Annotated in this window: 22 protein-coding genes; 1 reads left to right on the top strand and 21 read right to left on the bottom strand. The window is 45.7% G+C overall.

Annotation, left to right across the window (positions count from 1 at the left end; translation table 11 throughout):
• Window positions 1-5: 5 nt before the first annotated feature.
• From EZE20_RS21670 to EZE20_RS21605, 14 genes are all read right to left on the bottom strand, one after another.
• Window positions 6-767 (bottom strand): hypothetical protein, encoded by a 762-nt coding sequence (locus tag EZE20_RS21670; protein ID WP_132121695.1) that lies wholly within the window; start codon window positions 765-767, stop codon window positions 6-8.
• Window positions 768-789: 22 nt separating this feature from the next.
• Window positions 790-1,188 (bottom strand): hypothetical protein, encoded by a 399-nt coding sequence (locus tag EZE20_RS21665; RefSeq protein ID WP_132121693.1) that lies wholly within the window; start codon window positions 1,186-1,188, stop codon window positions 790-792.
• 80 nt (window positions 1,189-1,268) lie between these two features.
• Window positions 1,269-1,736 carry a hypothetical protein gene (locus tag EZE20_RS21660; RefSeq protein ID WP_132121691.1) on the bottom strand — a complete coding sequence of 156 codons (468 nt, stop codon included), beginning with the start codon at window positions 1,734-1,736 and terminating at the stop codon, window positions 1,269-1,271.
• 37 nt (window positions 1,737-1,773) lie between these two features.
• On the bottom strand, window positions 1,774-2,442 hold the full coding sequence (locus tag EZE20_RS21655) for a hypothetical protein (RefSeq protein WP_132121689.1): 669 nt from the start codon (window positions 2,440-2,442) through the stop codon (window positions 1,774-1,776).
• A 78-nt stretch (window positions 2,443-2,520) separates the two neighbouring features.
• Window positions 2,521-3,534 (bottom strand): hypothetical protein, encoded by a 1,014-nt coding sequence (locus EZE20_RS21650; protein ID WP_132115868.1) that lies wholly within the window; start codon window positions 3,532-3,534, stop codon window positions 2,521-2,523.
• A gap of 53 nt (window positions 3,535-3,587) precedes the next feature.
• Window positions 3,588-4,121, bottom strand: a complete 534-nt coding sequence (locus EZE20_RS21645; RefSeq protein WP_132121688.1) for a hypothetical protein — start codon at window positions 4,119-4,121, stop codon at window positions 3,588-3,590.
• A 45-nt stretch (window positions 4,122-4,166) separates the two neighbouring features.
• Window positions 4,167-5,033, bottom strand: a complete 867-nt coding sequence (locus EZE20_RS21640; protein WP_132121686.1) for a S49 family peptidase — start codon at window positions 5,031-5,033, stop codon at window positions 4,167-4,169.
• A 274-nt stretch (window positions 5,034-5,307) separates the two neighbouring features.
• Complete coding sequence (locus tag EZE20_RS21635; RefSeq protein ID WP_132121684.1) at window positions 5,308-5,682, bottom strand: DUF1353 domain-containing protein; 375 nt, start codon at window positions 5,680-5,682, stop codon at window positions 5,308-5,310.
• The gene (locus tag EZE20_RS21630; RefSeq protein WP_132121682.1) at window positions 5,679-6,095 is read right to left on the bottom strand and encodes a hypothetical protein; all 417 of its coding nucleotides are present in this window, start codon (window positions 6,093-6,095) and stop codon (window positions 5,679-5,681) included. The genes EZE20_RS21635 and EZE20_RS21630 overlap by 4 nt, the downstream gene beginning before the upstream one ends.
• Window positions 6,095-7,663 carry a hypothetical protein gene (locus EZE20_RS21625; protein WP_132121680.1) on the bottom strand — a complete coding sequence of 523 codons (1,569 nt, stop codon included), beginning with the start codon at window positions 7,661-7,663 and terminating at the stop codon, window positions 6,095-6,097. Before EZE20_RS21625 ends, EZE20_RS21630 begins: the two co-directional genes overlap by 1 nt.
• 12 nt (window positions 7,664-7,675) lie before the next feature.
• Entirely contained in the window at window positions 7,676-8,239 is a 564-nt protein-coding gene (locus EZE20_RS21620) for a hypothetical protein (RefSeq protein ID WP_132121678.1), read from the bottom strand.
• A 162-nt stretch (window positions 8,240-8,401) separates the two neighbouring features.
• Window positions 8,402-8,848: a hypothetical protein gene (locus tag EZE20_RS21615; protein ID WP_132115880.1), complete on the bottom strand. Its 447-nt coding sequence runs from the start codon at window positions 8,846-8,848 to the stop codon at window positions 8,402-8,404.
• Window positions 8,849-9,079: 231 nt separating this feature from the next.
• Window positions 9,080-10,339, bottom strand: coding sequence for a Y-family DNA polymerase (locus tag EZE20_RS21610; protein WP_132121676.1), 1,260 nt, complete (start codon window positions 10,337-10,339; stop codon window positions 9,080-9,082).
• A gap of 2 nt (window positions 10,340-10,341) precedes the next feature.
• A complete protein-coding gene (locus tag EZE20_RS21605) occupies window positions 10,342-10,743 on the bottom strand; it encodes a LexA family protein (RefSeq protein ID WP_132121674.1) in 402 nt (133 codons plus the stop codon).
• A 325-nt stretch (window positions 10,744-11,068) separates the two neighbouring features.
• Between EZE20_RS21605 and EZE20_RS21600 the strand changes: the two genes are divergently transcribed.
• Window positions 11,069-11,509, top strand: a complete 441-nt coding sequence (locus EZE20_RS21600) for a hypothetical protein (RefSeq protein WP_132121672.1) — start codon at window positions 11,069-11,071, stop codon at window positions 11,507-11,509.
• A gap of 311 nt (window positions 11,510-11,820) precedes the next feature.
• Here EZE20_RS21600 and EZE20_RS21595 read toward each other — a convergent pair whose 3' ends face one another.
• The 7 genes from EZE20_RS21595 to EZE20_RS21565 all read right to left on the bottom strand — a co-directional run bounded on the left by EZE20_RS21595 (window position 11,821) and on the right by EZE20_RS21565 (window position 15,355).
• A complete protein-coding gene (locus EZE20_RS21595; RefSeq protein ID WP_132121670.1) occupies window positions 11,821-12,165 on the bottom strand; it encodes a hypothetical protein in 345 nt (114 codons plus the stop codon).
• A 3-nt stretch (window positions 12,166-12,168) separates the two neighbouring features.
• Window positions 12,169-12,510, bottom strand: a complete 342-nt coding sequence (locus EZE20_RS21590) for a hypothetical protein (RefSeq protein ID WP_132121668.1) — start codon at window positions 12,508-12,510, stop codon at window positions 12,169-12,171.
• A gap of 43 nt (window positions 12,511-12,553) precedes the next feature.
• Entirely contained in the window at window positions 12,554-14,017 is a 1,464-nt protein-coding gene (locus EZE20_RS21585; RefSeq protein WP_132121666.1) for a hypothetical protein, read from the bottom strand.
• Window positions 14,018-14,294: 277 nt separating this feature from the next.
• Window positions 14,295-14,540: a hypothetical protein gene (locus EZE20_RS21580; RefSeq protein WP_132121664.1), complete on the bottom strand. Its 246-nt coding sequence runs from the start codon at window positions 14,538-14,540 to the stop codon at window positions 14,295-14,297.
• Between the two features lie 8 nt (window positions 14,541-14,548).
• Window positions 14,549-14,833: a hypothetical protein gene (locus EZE20_RS21575; protein WP_132121662.1), complete on the bottom strand. Its 285-nt coding sequence runs from the start codon at window positions 14,831-14,833 to the stop codon at window positions 14,549-14,551.
• On the bottom strand, window positions 14,826-15,158 hold the full coding sequence (locus tag EZE20_RS21570; RefSeq protein ID WP_132121660.1) for a hypothetical protein: 333 nt from the start codon (window positions 15,156-15,158) through the stop codon (window positions 14,826-14,828). Before EZE20_RS21570 ends, EZE20_RS21575 begins: the two co-directional genes overlap by 8 nt.
• Window positions 15,149-15,355, bottom strand: coding sequence for a hypothetical protein (locus tag EZE20_RS21565; protein ID WP_132115900.1), 207 nt, complete (start codon window positions 15,353-15,355; stop codon window positions 15,149-15,151). The genes EZE20_RS21570 and EZE20_RS21565 overlap by 10 nt, the downstream gene beginning before the upstream one ends.
• Between the last annotated feature and the right edge of the window lie 126 nt (window positions 15,356-15,481).

The following is a 15,481-nucleotide window of genomic DNA, read 5'->3' as shown; positions in this document are numbered from 1 at the left end:
AAGATTTATAAGGTCACAAAAAACGCCTGCATTACTTCCAGTTTTGCCAGCCCCACCGCAATTTTCCGTTCATACTCCGCTTTTTTGGCTGAGGTCTTAGCGGCTGACACTTTGGCCGGCCACTTGTGCTGCACATTGATCGCCAAATTTTTGATCATCCGGTCGAGCTCGAATTTATCTCGGGGCAGCTCGGCAGTAAATTTGGTGGGGAACAAGGCCGTATCCTGGGGAGGTGCGTTTTCCGGCAATTGCCCGTTTCTCTTCACGTACCAAATCCGATCGCCCAGTTCTTCCCATTGCCGCCTTAAATTCATGATCCGTTCGGTAAGCTCGGGACAGGGCACCGAGGCCGGTACCTGTTGGAGTTTCATGGAAACATTCCGCTTTTCCACATCCAGGGTAGACCGCTGTGTTTCCAGCTCCTGAATGAGGCGGGTCATTTCCAGACTGAGGACCATTTCCGGTGCTGAATTTACCTGTTCCACCTTCGTAGCCCCAGGGACATAGGGTTTTTCGGTTGTTTCCCTTGCTTTACCTGTTGAGGAAGGAGTATGTTTTCCAAGCTTACAACTCACCTGCCAGGCAGCTTCTACTTCCTCAGACGAAGCCTTTCCTGCCCGATGACGTAATTTCAACAGTTCCCAGTTTGCCTTCGCCTTGATTCGTTCTTCCAGAAGCTTCTTTTCGTCCATGCTCCAAAAATCATCCGGAAAAATGGCAATTGCCAAGACAAAAAAATGCTCCCGATCCTGGAATGGAGGGAGCATATCACCTATAAAACAACACGAATTAAATCAATCCTAAAAAATCTTCAACCGTTTGCCGATACCCCACTGCTTCCAGCCAGCCCACAGGATCTTCATAGTGATCCTTTTCGGCGGTCATTTCGGCGCAGTAGTCATTGTATTCATGCAGGGCGTTTTTTAGCTCCTTTACATCAATACCCCTTGATCTGAGAAAGGGGCTAACCCCTTCAAAGGGAAGCTCTTGTGTAAGAATTAGCATAAGATACCGGTTGGTCACTGCAAAACTCCCTGGATAATACAGGAACGATGGGGAACTTTCATCCCCATGCCAACCGGCAAGATCTTGCCGATACGTTCCTGTAAGTATTACCCCTGAGTTTTGCGGTGGCAATATACGCAAAAATCCCGCCTGATTGGGCGAGATTCTGGTTCTAATCTGCATTTGAATTCAGGAAAATTCCTTACTCATTGTCTGTCAGGCGCATTCTTGGGTCACTGATGGCACTATCAACCGGGTCAGGATCAGACTCCTGCATCTGGTTTTTCAGCGCTTGCAGCTGCCTTTTTGCTTTTTGCTGAATTTGTTCTTCCCAGGTCTTTGCTTTTGGAAGCGTCTGTGGCTGGATCATCTTCGGCTCCTGTGGCTGATCCGGCAATGGAGACAGATTCTGGCTCTCGTCGGGTACTGCCGGATCTTGCGATAGTTCCGGCTCCGGAGTTAATTCCGCCACTTCCGTCTGTATTGGAGTCGCTGCTTGCTCTACCTCCTGAGTGGGTGGTATCGGCTGCGTCTTTGGTGCTTGCTGAGTTTTGCTCATCGCTTTTTGTAGGAGTATTAAGTTTGAAATAACGAGTAAAGCCCAAGGTCATCAGGGCATCAATCGTCTTGTCCTGCAATTGATCATGGATTTTCACAAAGCCGAAACCTGGCACACAATGCCCGATTCCTTCTTTGGGAACACCCATGATCACATATTTTCTTTGCTTCATTGCCTTTGCCTTAAATTTTGGAATAAGGGATTAAACTTTAAACGCCCTCCGTTGCAATTTCGAGTTCAGCTACCTGAGCAGTCGCCAAAGGCAGAACATCCCACACAAAACCGTCCTGCTCGCCTTTCATGGTGAAACCGCGCTTGTCATTCCCTTTCTTTCCACCCTTGAAGGCCTGCTTTACAAAAATCGCGTTGTCGCTCGATCCTACCACGGCATAGGTTCCGTCATTCATCTCGACAATGAATACCGCGCCGGCATTCATATATTTTTCAAGCTCAGCCTGAATCGCTTTGGAAAATCCGGAGAACATAAACTCAATCGCGTGCTTATAGCTCTGAAATCCGGGATCACCCTGTTTTTCTGAACTCACCTCGATGGTTCCATCCGGACATTCATACCTGGCCCACTTGGTTGCTTCCGGATCCAGCGTTGGAACTGAGGTGATTTCTCCGCCCGTAATATCCGATCGTTTGGGCCATACGCCGGTGATGGATTTTGCCAGAGCTACCAGCAGCTGACGCGTACCTCCAGGGTTTCCCGTTTGATGGGAGGTAGCATCCAGAGTCGCAAAATTCAAAACGGCGCCCAGCATCAGGCCACTCGCAGCGGGATCGCCTATTACGTGGGCCAATACCTCATTGGGCAGTACGATGGCCACCGCAAATACTGCCAGAGCCACTAAAACATTCAATACTTTTTTCATAAAATCACTTGTAAAAAATAGATGAAACAACTTGAAAACAAGCCCCAAAGCATAGCTGATGCTTTGGGGCGTAGAGTTTTATTCCTCCGGTTCAGCGACATCGCCCATCCAGAAAAGTTCACTGATGGCCCAGTCCATTCCTACCTGAAAATCGACCATGTAGGCCAGTGAGCGGGTACGCTTGTCGTAGTCGAACTCCAACCGGGTCTGATCGCCTTCGTCATCATAGAGCCAGGCAAGATTCTCACGGGTCGTGATCACCGGCGACTCAAACTTGGTGGCCCCGGTGATGGCCATGCCGGGTTCTACCACAAATTCAATCATGGTACCCTCAATCTGCATTTTATCAAAACCCGCATTGTAGGGGCTCGTGCCGTACTGTTCGCGGTAATGGCGCTCGTAAGCCTGCTTGTATTTGAGGGGCGTAATACAAACCAGATCCTCATAAAAATAATCGGAAGGCACCATGTCAATAATCTTCTCAATCTCGGTCACGCCGTTGGCGGCCGTGATGGCATTGATCGTGGCAATCTGCCCAGCTGTAATTCCACCCGATGCTTTTTCGGTCGCAAGCTTGAAGAACAAACCGTCCATGGTATCCACGGCAGCGGTACCAGCTTCATTCCGCACGCCGTTGATCAGCGCGATGTTCCGAAGGTCTGTCATCAGGCGGTCGAACACCTTTTTGATCACTTCCGCTTCAAACGGATAGGTAGTCCGGTCAATCTTTCCGCCGCGGATCTGACCAAAGTACGACTTGTACATGGCCATGATCGTGGTTTCCTTCATGAGCAAATCCACCTTACAGGGCTTCACCTTCGCTTTGCGGGGTTTGAGCTTCACGGCGTTGTTCTTGGGGTTGAAGCTGTCTTTGGCTCCGGGCTGAAGCACGCTGTCGATGTAGAGCTCCGTCAGGACCACTTCATCATTGCCCACTACGGGCATCATGTAATCCGTAATGGGTTTGATGGGCGTACCTGGCCGGCCAGCCAGACCGCCGCTGTAAATCTTTGAAAAAATGTGATCCTTATTGTCCCGGGCGTAGTCTGTCGCCGTAGTGGCCAAAAGTGATAAATCTACTGAATCTGCCATAGCTAATAGAAAAATTAATAATTGATAAAAACTCGTTAAATGACCGGCAATTCCTAGTTGTTCCAGGGCGCCTTTTGCCAGCTTTTGGTTTCGGCGGGACCAACATCTACTGCGTCTGCTGAACTACCGGCTCCTATTTCGGAGGTTGCGTGTTCGTACCAGCTTTTGAGTACGCCGTACTCGGCTTTGGTCTTGTTCCAGGCTCCTGCATCAGCACGCAGCTGAGCCAGTTCCTGGGAGGCAATGGATTCCATCTGTACACCCGCCAGGGCCGCTTCTTCCAGTGGCGTTTCTGGCTCGGGATCCTCCTGCGTTTCCTGGGATGCTTCCGGCTCAGGATCTGCAGCGGCGCTTTCTTCATTGGCAGGCGGCACTTCTTGTTTTTTGTCATCCACCTGTACATCACCGGCTTCCAAAGTAGTGGGCGAGGGTGGGGCAGTGGCTTCCGTATCCAGGCGCCCCTGAATGGCCTGGACATCCTCGGTAAGTTCGTTGAATTCCTCGGTGCTGAGTTTTTCACTCAAAGCCCGGTTGGATTTTGGGAACAGGCTGGCCAGCAGTCCTCCCAGAGTTATTGGTTTTGTCATGGCTAATTGAAAAAATTGATACTTAATTATCGCAGAAATTGAATACTACACAGCCTTTTTTCGGGCGAGCGTGATGGCATCTCCCAAGGTACCGAGCCGGTCCACAAGACCTTCTTTGAGTGCAGCTTTCTTTTTGAACATCCGGCCGGTCAGTACGTAATCACTTTTAAGTTTGCCGGCACGTCCACGCCGGACGTAGCCGTGAAAGGCTACCATGGCTTCATTCAGATCCGTTTGAATTTGTTTTTCCAGCTCGGCGGTCAAAGGCTCAATGCCATTGATCAACGCCTTTTCGTGGGATCCTTTGGCCCGAAAAATAGTCACTGCCAAGCCTTCTCTTTCAAGTGCGGCACTTTGATCGACGTAAACCATCAGGACTCCAATCGAGCCAACCTCACTGGAAATGGAGTTTTCCAGCATGATCTCATCGCACTGACTGGCCACAAAATATCCGGCACTGGCGCAGTAGTTGGTCCAGGCGATGATGGGTTTAGAGAAATTCCGGATACTATCCGCCAGCATGTCGGTACTATCGACCGTACCGCCCGGCGTGTCGAGCTTCAACACTACGGCTTTGACCTCCGGCTCTCGATCAGCTTCCTGCAAAACACTGGCAATGCGTTCATTGCCGTAGCCACAAAAGCCGTAGCGGCTCATGGTTCCTTCCACCGGTATGACGGCAACATCACCACCGCCCGTTCTCAGAAAATTCCGTAGATACCATCTGTCTTCATTCCATCCGCCTTTCTCATCGTAGGGAGAAATTTCGTAGCGAAGCCGGGTGGAAACTTGATTTAAATGCGCTGGAATGGGGTCTTTGCCTGCCACCAGGCGAGGGAGAATAATTCCCTGCATGCGTGAGGCAAATGGCTCATCAATAAACCACATGCCTGAAAAAGTTTCTGCCGTCACACTAGCGTACGTTTGATTTTACATAAATCGTCAGCTACGAAATAGCAGAATAAGAAGTCAATAGATCAGGACAAAAAAAAGTCAGCCCGGCTGCAAAGCAACCAGGCTGATTGGAATATCCCTCCTCTAAAATTAATGGTGCAATGTATGCAAAGAATTCATGTTTGCAATACTCTTTAATGGGTATGCAAAAAATACAGCCCGACCGCAAGAGCAGTCGGGCTGTATTGACATATATCCACACCATTAAAGTGCTAATTTAAAAAAATCCAAATCAATTGACCCACCATTTACGGCCAAAAAGACGTACAATACCGTAAAAAAGGTAGGCTTGCCACTTCGGTACACCCTCTCGGAGCATATCAAACAAAAAGTCATGATCGGCCCAGTACCTGGCTTCTTGCGGTCCTAGCTCATTTTCCATTACCTTTTGGTCATACCACCAATCATGCTTAATGGCGGCATTGGTCCACCGGCCATGTGGTGGGAACAGACTCCACAAAATCCGTGGTACTGACGCGAAGTCCGTTTTGTAGCCGGCAGAAATGATCATCTTTCCACAGTCACAATCTTCCACAATTTCAAACCAATCAATCTTTGCCTGGGGCTCTACGCATTTCCGGAGCCGGATGTCAGGATACTTCGTCATACCAGGCTTCTAAAATCGTCAAACACCCCACTTTCATCCATGCGTTGAATCAGAAATTCGTCCAGGATCTGATGGATCTGACCCAAGGCAAGGGCCAGGGCTTCACCCGTTTCAGGATTTCTGGGGACAAACGCAGCCAAAAATGAATATTCGCCAACGGCACCTTCGGGAATGGCTCCTTCGGAATCTGGATAAACGCGAGCACCTGTTAACGAATCGACCAACTTATCATCACTCGTTTCAACCGTGCGGTTTATGGCCGGCGACTCAATGCCGTACCAGGGTGCTCCATCTTTTACATGCGAGATGCGTAGGGTATAGGAGCCCCGGCGCTCATTGGGCATATCTACCCGCGCCAATATTTCTACAAAGCGCTCAACTGAGGGAGCGTCAGGATGATTTGAAATTTTCATTACGTCCAGGGAGTTATTTGGATGGTACAAAAGCCTGATCCGGTTAACGGCAGGCTGAAACTCGTATTTGCCGCATTAATCAGCGTGGTTGAAAGCGTAGTGCTTCCTACGGTACAAGCCGCATCTTTATGCAAAATTGAATAGAAAAAAGGCCACGGTCGATTGATCGTGTAGGTATCTCCCGCTTTTAGCATCAATGTTTGCGGGGTGCTATCCACATTCTCATACTGCGGAGAGGCGTCGTTTACCGGATCAATAATTTTGAGATAATTGATTATGTTCCGGACAATAGAGACAGCTGTACTAATGGAATTGCCAGTGAATTTTAGACTTACCCAAAAGTGATTAGTATAGGAATTAGCCGGTCGCTGAATCGGAATCTTTATATTCTCAACAGCCGATGCGGGTGAGGCTGCTCCAATAATAGCGGTATAACTACTTGCACCACCGGTGTTTCGATAGCCTACAACCTTGCTTTGCCTGATGCTTGAAGCACTTCCGACTGCTCCGGAATAAAAAGAAAAATGTTTCGTAACCATTTTCTGCATCACCCAGCCAACGGCAAAACCAGAACCCACACTCAGTTCCAGATCGCAATAAATGCCCATACCTGGTAGGAACTCTACGTAAGCTATTTTTGCGTTGGCACCATCTCCCTGAAATGTAATTGGAAATGTAAATTCAATGTCGTTCATGGACTGTTTACAAATTACAATTCGTCCATTGAGCGTAAAAATTACTTTGTCCAGAAAATTAACCTGTTCAAAAGCATTTTCCCCAAGTGTAACAGTACCACTGTTCCGGGTATAATTCGAGTCTCCGCCCAGCGGATTATAGATCACGCTTCCCGAATTTGTTCCTGAGAACATAACGGTATTATTCCCTATATTGAGATTTATACCTCGAATAGAAATATTTTGTTTGGTGTAACTCATCCAGGCCTGGGCACCACGTTGCACCAAATTGATTGTTCCCTGGGCCAACATATAGGAAGTGAGGTTGGCACCACCTACCGGATTACAGTTCTCAGTTTGAAGGGTCGGAACGCCGGAGTTTGGTGTAAACATAGCGTTCAAACTGAATAGACTTAGTTTGTAGGGCTGTTCATAAGCAGTCGGTCCAGATCCGAACGTTTTCTTCCGGAAATACAGACCCGTTCCGGCATTGAATGCAAAGGCAATGAACGGTACATTGATCATCACGTCCTGCGTTACTTCAACAACTCCGCCCTGGATCTGGACAATGACCAAATTGAATTTGTCCGAAACGATTGCAGCTAGTCTATGCAAAGAAGCAATGGGGGAGTTCACTGCGCCCGTATTTATATCCGAGCCCGACACTGGATTTATATAGATAGTAGTTTGCAGGCTACTAAACCGGGTAGGGTAGTCAGCCATTAAACCATTGGCCTGTACCCGAATATCATCTGCCCACTTGCCAGTATCAGAAAGTGCTTCAAGAACATCCAGGTTGCTTACACCTTCGGAGCCGCCAACTCCACGGATGGGCCTGATCAACCTGGCGGTTATGCTGTCAATGAATTGTTGGAGACTTGCGAAATAAGCCATTGTCGAGAGTTATTAAGTATTGAAATGTAGGCCAAAGTGGTAGGAGAACTGTCCCTGTGGAAAAAGCTCTTGAAGTTCGAAACTGGTAATCTTATAGGAGGGGAAAGAGAAACTACCCTGAATAGCTACCAGAAGAATGTTTTGGCCGCTTGCTGTCCGGCTCCTTTGCAGCCTAAGGCCAAACTCTTCATTACCACTGATCCAGGCTATATCATTATAGTCTTCCCATAGCACTACCCAATCTTGGTGCTGATGAGTGATCAGCCATTGAAGCAGGCTGGTGGATGGCTTTGGGATCTCAAATGAAAAAGAGGTGTCAAAGGCCAGGCCCTGTTCATTTTCAAAAGCACTTTCAGAAAAACGGATGGTTTTGGGAGGCAGCGAAAAAGTAAATCCCTGAGCTCCCTCTTTAACGATCAGACCCGAAAACGGAATTTCGTACAAGGGCCCGTACCCCGGGAACCGGACAGGATCCATTACGCTGAATACATCCTGTTTTCTCAATAGCCTGATCCGCCGCACAAAGCCAGCGTTTGTGTCCTGATCAAATCCACCAATTTCCTGAACTGTAATCATACATAGCAAGTTGGCAATAGCCCTAATCCCTTACAAGGACACCTTTTTTGAAGGGCATACAGCAAGGGACACAAAACCTATAAATCAGGACAGCTTTCTTTGAAAACAGGACATAAAAAAACCTCCTGTTTTCAGAAGGCTTTACAACTATTCAGAGACTTTCTACAAATGTGCTCTTGCCCGTTGGGCTACTTTGAAGGCTGCATCCAGATCGTAATCTTCACTCGAAATGCCATATTCCTCATAAAACTTTCGTACGGCACCCTGTTCGGATAGAAGCAGGGTCATCCGGCCCTGTACATAGAAGACCATTGCCATTTTGAACCATGCTTCCAGGCCCATACCGATTCTGGCCAAATGCCCATCGGTCACCAGCTGATAGTTTATCTTAAATGTTGGATTAATGACAATGGTTGAGTACTTGCTGACTTGCGCAGGCATGTAATCAACCCCGAGGTCATTACGATCGAGCGGGTGAAAGCTCAGGACCGCCAGTAGGATCTCGCCCAGCCAGTGATCCTTCCGGATGTCGGAAGGTCCCGGCCCCAGGTTGATCGGGTGCTCTAAAAAAGTTTTGACATGTGGTTTCACAGGAATTTCGAGTTGCATCGCTTCTAAGGAAAAAATAGTAAATTAGCCCCGGCCAAAGTACTAGTTACTTATTTTTACTGAGTGGAGCCAACCCTTAAATTTCTGTATTTGAATCATTGAGAAGGCCAGGCATCACTGATACCTGGCCTTCTCACAAGGCCCTATTCATTTTTGCTACCAATACTCTTCAATATATCATTTTATTTATATAAAGCCCTATTTGTATAAAAAATAATTATGCAATAGGTATTATACTTCGAGCAGTTCTTCCCAGCGTGTTGTGTACCGTCTCGACCTCCTTTCTTGCTTGAGATGCCAACTTCGATCATAACCCATTTTTGCAACTTTTATAGAATCACGACCCATGCGACGGTTTAACTTATCAAGCGCCATCATTGCTTTACGATCAATTGCACGTTTTTTTTCGTCGAATGCAAAAAGATCCGTTTGAATTTGCCCCTCTGGTACAATTCCGCTCACCATTACACCAGCCTTTTTATAATTATACTTTTCACGAAATATAATTTTCAATGCTTTCAAAGCATAGGCAATCATTTCAATAGAAGAATTTGACGCAACGGGAAACTGTATAACTCGGTTGCCATGGTATTGTGGCTGATCAGTGCGGAAGCGGTTTGTAAATACAAAAACGTGAATCAAATTTGCAGCTGAGTTTTGCCTTCGGAGTTTTTCTGCACATCTAGCTGCAAATGTCGCAACGGCTTCTTCCAAAACTTTAAATTCGGTAACTGGATGGCCAAAGGATCTTGAGGTACAAATGCCTTTTTTAGGCTGTGGCTGATCATCAAGTTGATAACATGACTGGCCGCACAATTCACGTACCATGCGCTCACCTACTATGCTCATGTGCTTTTTGATCCAATTTAAGTTAGCGTTAGCCAGTTCCAGTGCTGTATTGATGTTATACTCCCGGAGTAAATTGGCGTACTGTCTTCCAACTCCCCAAACATCATCTACCTGGGTCTGGGATAAAGTATACTCCCGAATGGTTTCATTCCCAATGATATACACTCCATTATCTGAACGCTTTTTTGCAAAGCGATTGGCAATTTTTGCAAGTGTTTTCGTAGGCGCAATGCCAATGCATACAGGAATACCAGTATACTGAAAAATAGTATTTTTTATGTTTAGGGCCAGTTCTGTGACATTTGTGTAAGGCATGTTTCCAAGTTCCACAAATGCTTCATCAATGGAATATATTTCCATAGCTGGGACCATAGAATATAATACTTGCATTACCCGAGCTGACATATCCCCGTACAACGCATAGTTTGAAGAATAGACATGAATATTGTTCTTTTGGAATAGCTCCTCATTCAGAAAGCCTGGCGTACCCATTTCTATTCCAAGTGCCTTTGCCTCATTTGAGCGGGCAATGACGCATCCATCGTTGTTGCTAAGTACAACAATGGGCTTTCCATTAATCTTAGGATTGAACACCCGTTCGCAACTGGCGTAGAAATTATTGCAATCTATTAATGCGTACATGCCTATTGCTTATGTATTGTATAGGTGACCACTCCCCAAATCTGAAATTCAGAATCCTCTGGAATATAAATTGGCTCGTAACCTGGATGTTCAGGTATGAGATAAGTGCCTTTCTCAGTCCATGCTAATCGTTTAACTGTAAATTCACCTTCCAGGACCGCTACAACCACACTTCCTGAAACAGCAGGCTTTGAACGATCGACAAGCAGGATATCGCCAGCTTTGATGTTGGCACCTTCCATACTATTACCTTTTACCCGTACGCAAAATGTGGCCGCAGGGTTCTGAATGAGGTATTCATTAAGGTTGAGTTCCAACTCAACATAATCGTCCGCAGGAGACGGGAAACCAGCCATAACTGGGCAGGTGTACAACGGCAGACTTATTTTGTAGGTATCAGTCATTCTAAAATATATTTTAATTATATTATAATTTCTGCAACTATAATAAAAATAAAACATATATCTGTAATTTTTTTGTCTAAAGACCAAAAAACCCTCCCGTTTTGGGAGGGCGCCTAAGTAGGGAGGTGGAGGGGTTACAAATGATTTTGGTCTTATGGAGATGAAAATAACTATTGAAGAATTGTATTTTATTGGAATCACTAAGTTAATATTTGATGCAATTAGAATCAAATGGCTAGTTAGCAATTTAATTATTTGATAATGAAGGTGTTCAGTCATATTTGATGGATTTTTTTTAAAATTGGGATGTTTTAACCCTTCCCAAATGGAATATAGAGCATCAGAGGCATTATGTGAAATCTTGTTAAAGAATGATTTTGTTGATACTACGCATATACCCTATCCTGGATATGCGAAGCAAATGAAGGATAGAGGTTTTGATCCAGGCTTCATGAGAAGAAAATTGTCATTTGGGGGCCCACGTGGAAGAAATCATATTTTATTTGTTGAAGGCTCATTTCTAATTTATGTAATGGGTAATTATATAAAACCTGGTTTATTTTTCTCTTTGAGGCCCGAAGAATTGAAATCGGTTATTGCATTCTTTAAATGTGATGCATTCTCTCGTAGGAAGCTTTTTTCTGATCACAATGGTAAGATTTATGAATTGTATCAGGTATTACGAGAAATGCAGGAAGAGCCTAATTTCTATACACAGAAGCGATATGAGCTATTTAGAGAGGAGTTTGAAAATGTAAAGTTGTAGAGGGCTTTGAAACTTTCTGAATCTAAAATGAAAGAGACTGTCTCAAAATTTGATTTGAAACAGTCTCTACCCCATCAGCAAGGTTTATACCTAAATAGTTGCCTGCCATTTTCCAAAACGTTTGACTGTTTAGCAATATGGAAAAGTTTACGTGTTAAAAATCGAAAACAAAAGATAATTTGGTGGGACAGCTGCTGCACTTGATGCTGCGGAGCATGATCTTGACCATTTCGACCAGGCTAAATGGCTACTTTCCAATGTTTCGCAGATACCAACCATAGAATATTTGGTTTTCATTAAATACCGAAGCTTTAAAATAGCTCTGGCTTTATGGGATTGGGCTTCAATCCACGTTTCGTTAATTCATAATCTATCCCGCATAACACCATTTGTAATTCCGGCGAAATATCTTCCTGTTGAAATCTTCGATGCAAAATCCTGGAAACCGAAACCGGTATTTGGTAATGGTAAGATTTTCCCTTGTCTGTTTTTCGGGAAGCTCGGATGTACATTACTTCCAGTTTTAAAGAAAATTCGGCCAATACAATCAGTTCTTCCCGCGCCTGAGGGTTTTGGGCTATTCGCTCAGCGACTTGCACATAATTTCTTAAATCTGTGAGCTCATGCAGGTTGAGCTTAATTCGTAATGGCTCCATTTTTTACCAGTTAAACTGTTTCTCCATTTTCCAGACCCCATTCTCGAACTGGTAGATTTTGTTATCAGCCCCGGTATCTTTATTAATTCTGGTGTCAAAGATTGCGGCAGAATGCACCTTCCCTCTGAAATAGGTCTCCATGATCCGGAACATTTCGTTTACAGCATCGCCAATATTCCTGATCCGGGGCTGAGCCCACTCATTGGACCACTTGGACCACTCATTGCCATCGTGGAATTTAACGACCATGTAGCAGCTGGCCATTTTTCGTTGCTTATCTTTCTGCTCCTGGGTCAGCGGTTTACGCTTGGAGGTCTGCTGTCCTAAAAATCGACGATCTTTCATTTGCTTAGATGTGTTTATAAATGGATAACTGCTTAAATTTTAATCAATCGGTATAATACCCCATACCGTCACCTTCCATGTAATTTTCAACATACACAATTACTTCCTTTGACACTTCTCCACCTGCCCGGCGGGTTCGTTGGGCGGCCTGAAAGCGTGGTGACTGAAAATTATGGGTTTGGCGATCAAGATATTGTTTGGCAAAACGTTCCCGGTATTTGGCGCCCAGGCCTGCGAATAAAGCATCATAGTATTGATACAATCCGAGTTCAGTTTTGCCGGCCACCTCTTTGCGGGGTGGTAGCCCCATTCGTAGTTTCAGGAAGTCACGACGGGCAGTAATGAGCAATCGATCACAGCGTTTTCGGTGAGCATACGCATCTCGTTGCCGTTTCTGCTCAATTTTATCCTTCTTCATCCAGGCTTCAATGCCAATGAATCCGAGATGGTTTTCTCTGTCAAAATAGCCTTTTCCGGCGATGACCACTGCGTATGGATCCGGTCGATAGGCATCCGGGTGTCGATCAAAGTAGCGTCCGGCTTTGTCAAGTTTGCTCAGCTGATAGACTTGTACGTTTAGCCATTCTGCATCCGAAAGTGGATCGGTAAAATTGTTGTAAACACCTGCCATTATGGCGTATAGGGCTGCTTCCTGCTCCTGATCATTGAAATCGCGTCCCGGATAAATCACTCGCCATGCATAAAGCCAGAACTCAACGAGCATTTTGAGATGCATTGGGGCGAGATCCTTAGGGTTACGACGAGGTGTTGTGGGTTTTGGTAGCCGTAGGGAGGTCATCGCCTGCCGGGGCCGCACGCCGCCGCCCCCAACTTGATCTTCTCTCCGTCCGGCAGTATTGAGGGGTTGCTGGCCGACAGCTGTGGTTTCTGCTCGACCCCTCTGTCCCTGAACGTTCTCTCCGTGTTCAACCAACATATCCACTTTCCTTGTTTCTTTTTTTTCTATTATCTCTATGTAGGTACTATTAAGCGGAAAATTTTTCGGGTTTTCCCCTTCAAATTGCGGTTTTGGAGCATTTTTAAACTCATTGACAGAGGCTTCTGATTCGGGCTCAAACAGGAATTTTGGGCTTATCCACACTTCAAAATCCTTCCTTGTCCCATGAAATTTTGTTTGGATATAGCCCAGCTCCCGGAGCCTGGAAAGATGGTTTCTGACGGTTCGATCGGTGCATCGACAAAAGGGGGCGAGACGTACGTTATTGGTACGTAGACCAGGCGGTGAATCTTTGGTATAGGCTCCATCAGCCATCATGGAAGCCGTGCGGTTATAGTTTCGTACATACTCGGTTACCAAAGCGTGGAAGGTGGTACTGATTGCTTCCGGAATCAAACCGACCCTGCGGTGTATGAGTTGAACATCTGGTTTGCCATCTGCTGTCATAATCCTTCGTTCAACAGCTTGCATTGGGCAGCTATTGTTATGCTCATCAATGGCCTTATAGGCCCGCCGTACTACATTTGATATCTCAATTCTGGGTAGCATACAGGCGTAGGAGTGGGGTTAGTGACTTCATTTTGTTCATACCAAATTGACAATTGCATAAAATTTTAAACAAACCTTCCCTTACCCACGCCAGGCGTTACCCCGGCGTGGTTTGGGCACTCATGTAGAATTCTGCTCTACCCTGTGAAAGCTCCGGGAATCGAACCCGGCCTCACCAATACCTACATTCAATTTCCACTCTGAGGGCTCCAGCGGCTTTCTTCATGCCTGAGTAAGCAGACAGCACCTTACATTAGTATCCCGTTCTCACGTTTACTCACTTTCCTGCTTTTCTCAAATACTCCTTCATCGCATCATCTCGTTTCCTGATGAGCCTTGACCGGCTGCATCCCCAGCGCATATACACCAGCCAGGGATATTTATTTTTTGATTCCCGGACCGCCCATTCCCAAAAAACGAAAAGCGCTGCTGATGCTTCTAATCCGGAGGAGTCCTCTAATTGCCCGCACAAGGCCGCTGCCCAGGTACGACTTTGGCCTATTGTTTTGCTTTCGTGCTTCATAATAATTGTCAGATTGAGCCATTCAATTTCTCTGAAATCTTCGTTATCGAAAGGCCAAGAAATGCTTCATGCAAGCCTTTCATTGTAAATGATTTTTCGACGCTCGTAATCATAAATTCAGCAGATCTGCCGGTGAATTCGCCCTTTATTGCGCACCGTTCTTTGATCATGAGTCTGTCACCAACGCAAACTTTTTCATCAAAAAAAACCTGTTCAATAATCAGGAACTTCAATCTACCCTGGATCAAATTTTCGTAGCGAATGGGCGTGGAAGTGATGGTGTATTCATTCATGACTACCTCCTTTCCCACAAAAGCGGACGTGAGCTCCACGAGCCTGTTTAGAGTTAAATCTTTTCCCACAATCGGGGCAGACAAATAGCCCAGCTATATCAGTGACTTTTCCTGGATCAACTTGTGAAGCTTTTATTGGTAGTTGATTTCCCCGGCGTTCTTCTGCCTTTTGAACTAGCCAGCTGTTGGGAGCCAACATAAGCTTCCGACATAGCCGTGCAATAGCCGTCAGATGATGGTATTCCTGAATCATATCTCCCTCACATTCAAGCATTCGCTCGTAGTGATTTTCCAGTTTTTCCTTGTAGTAGGATATTAAATGCATTGCATTAACTGTTTCAGAGTTTTTACCAACTTTGGTTTATAGCGCAACATGGGCGTTGCCGTATATACCTTTGCTTCTTTTCGGAAACCACCGGTTGCGCCAAGTGCAAGTAGGGCATCGTTCCATTTTGAGGTAGGGATATACCCCACCAGTCTACCGTCCACCCGGACGGTACATTGATTTTCAATCGTGATCATTTGCTTAGATGTATAGTTGAAAATTGGACTCTAAAATGCTTTCATTATGGATCTGAATTATTCAGTCCTTTGGCTATTTGCCTTCCCCAGGCAAGGATTGCCAGACATAGGAAGATGTATAGGAAT

Source organism: Arundinibacter roseus (genome assembly GCF_004348825.1).
GTDB classification, from domain to species: domain Bacteria; phylum Bacteroidota; class Bacteroidia; order Cytophagales; family Spirosomataceae; genus Arundinibacter; species Arundinibacter roseus.
The sequence above is the reverse complement of the archived record's forward strand: the minus strand, read 5'-3'. Positions and strand labels throughout refer to the sequence as shown.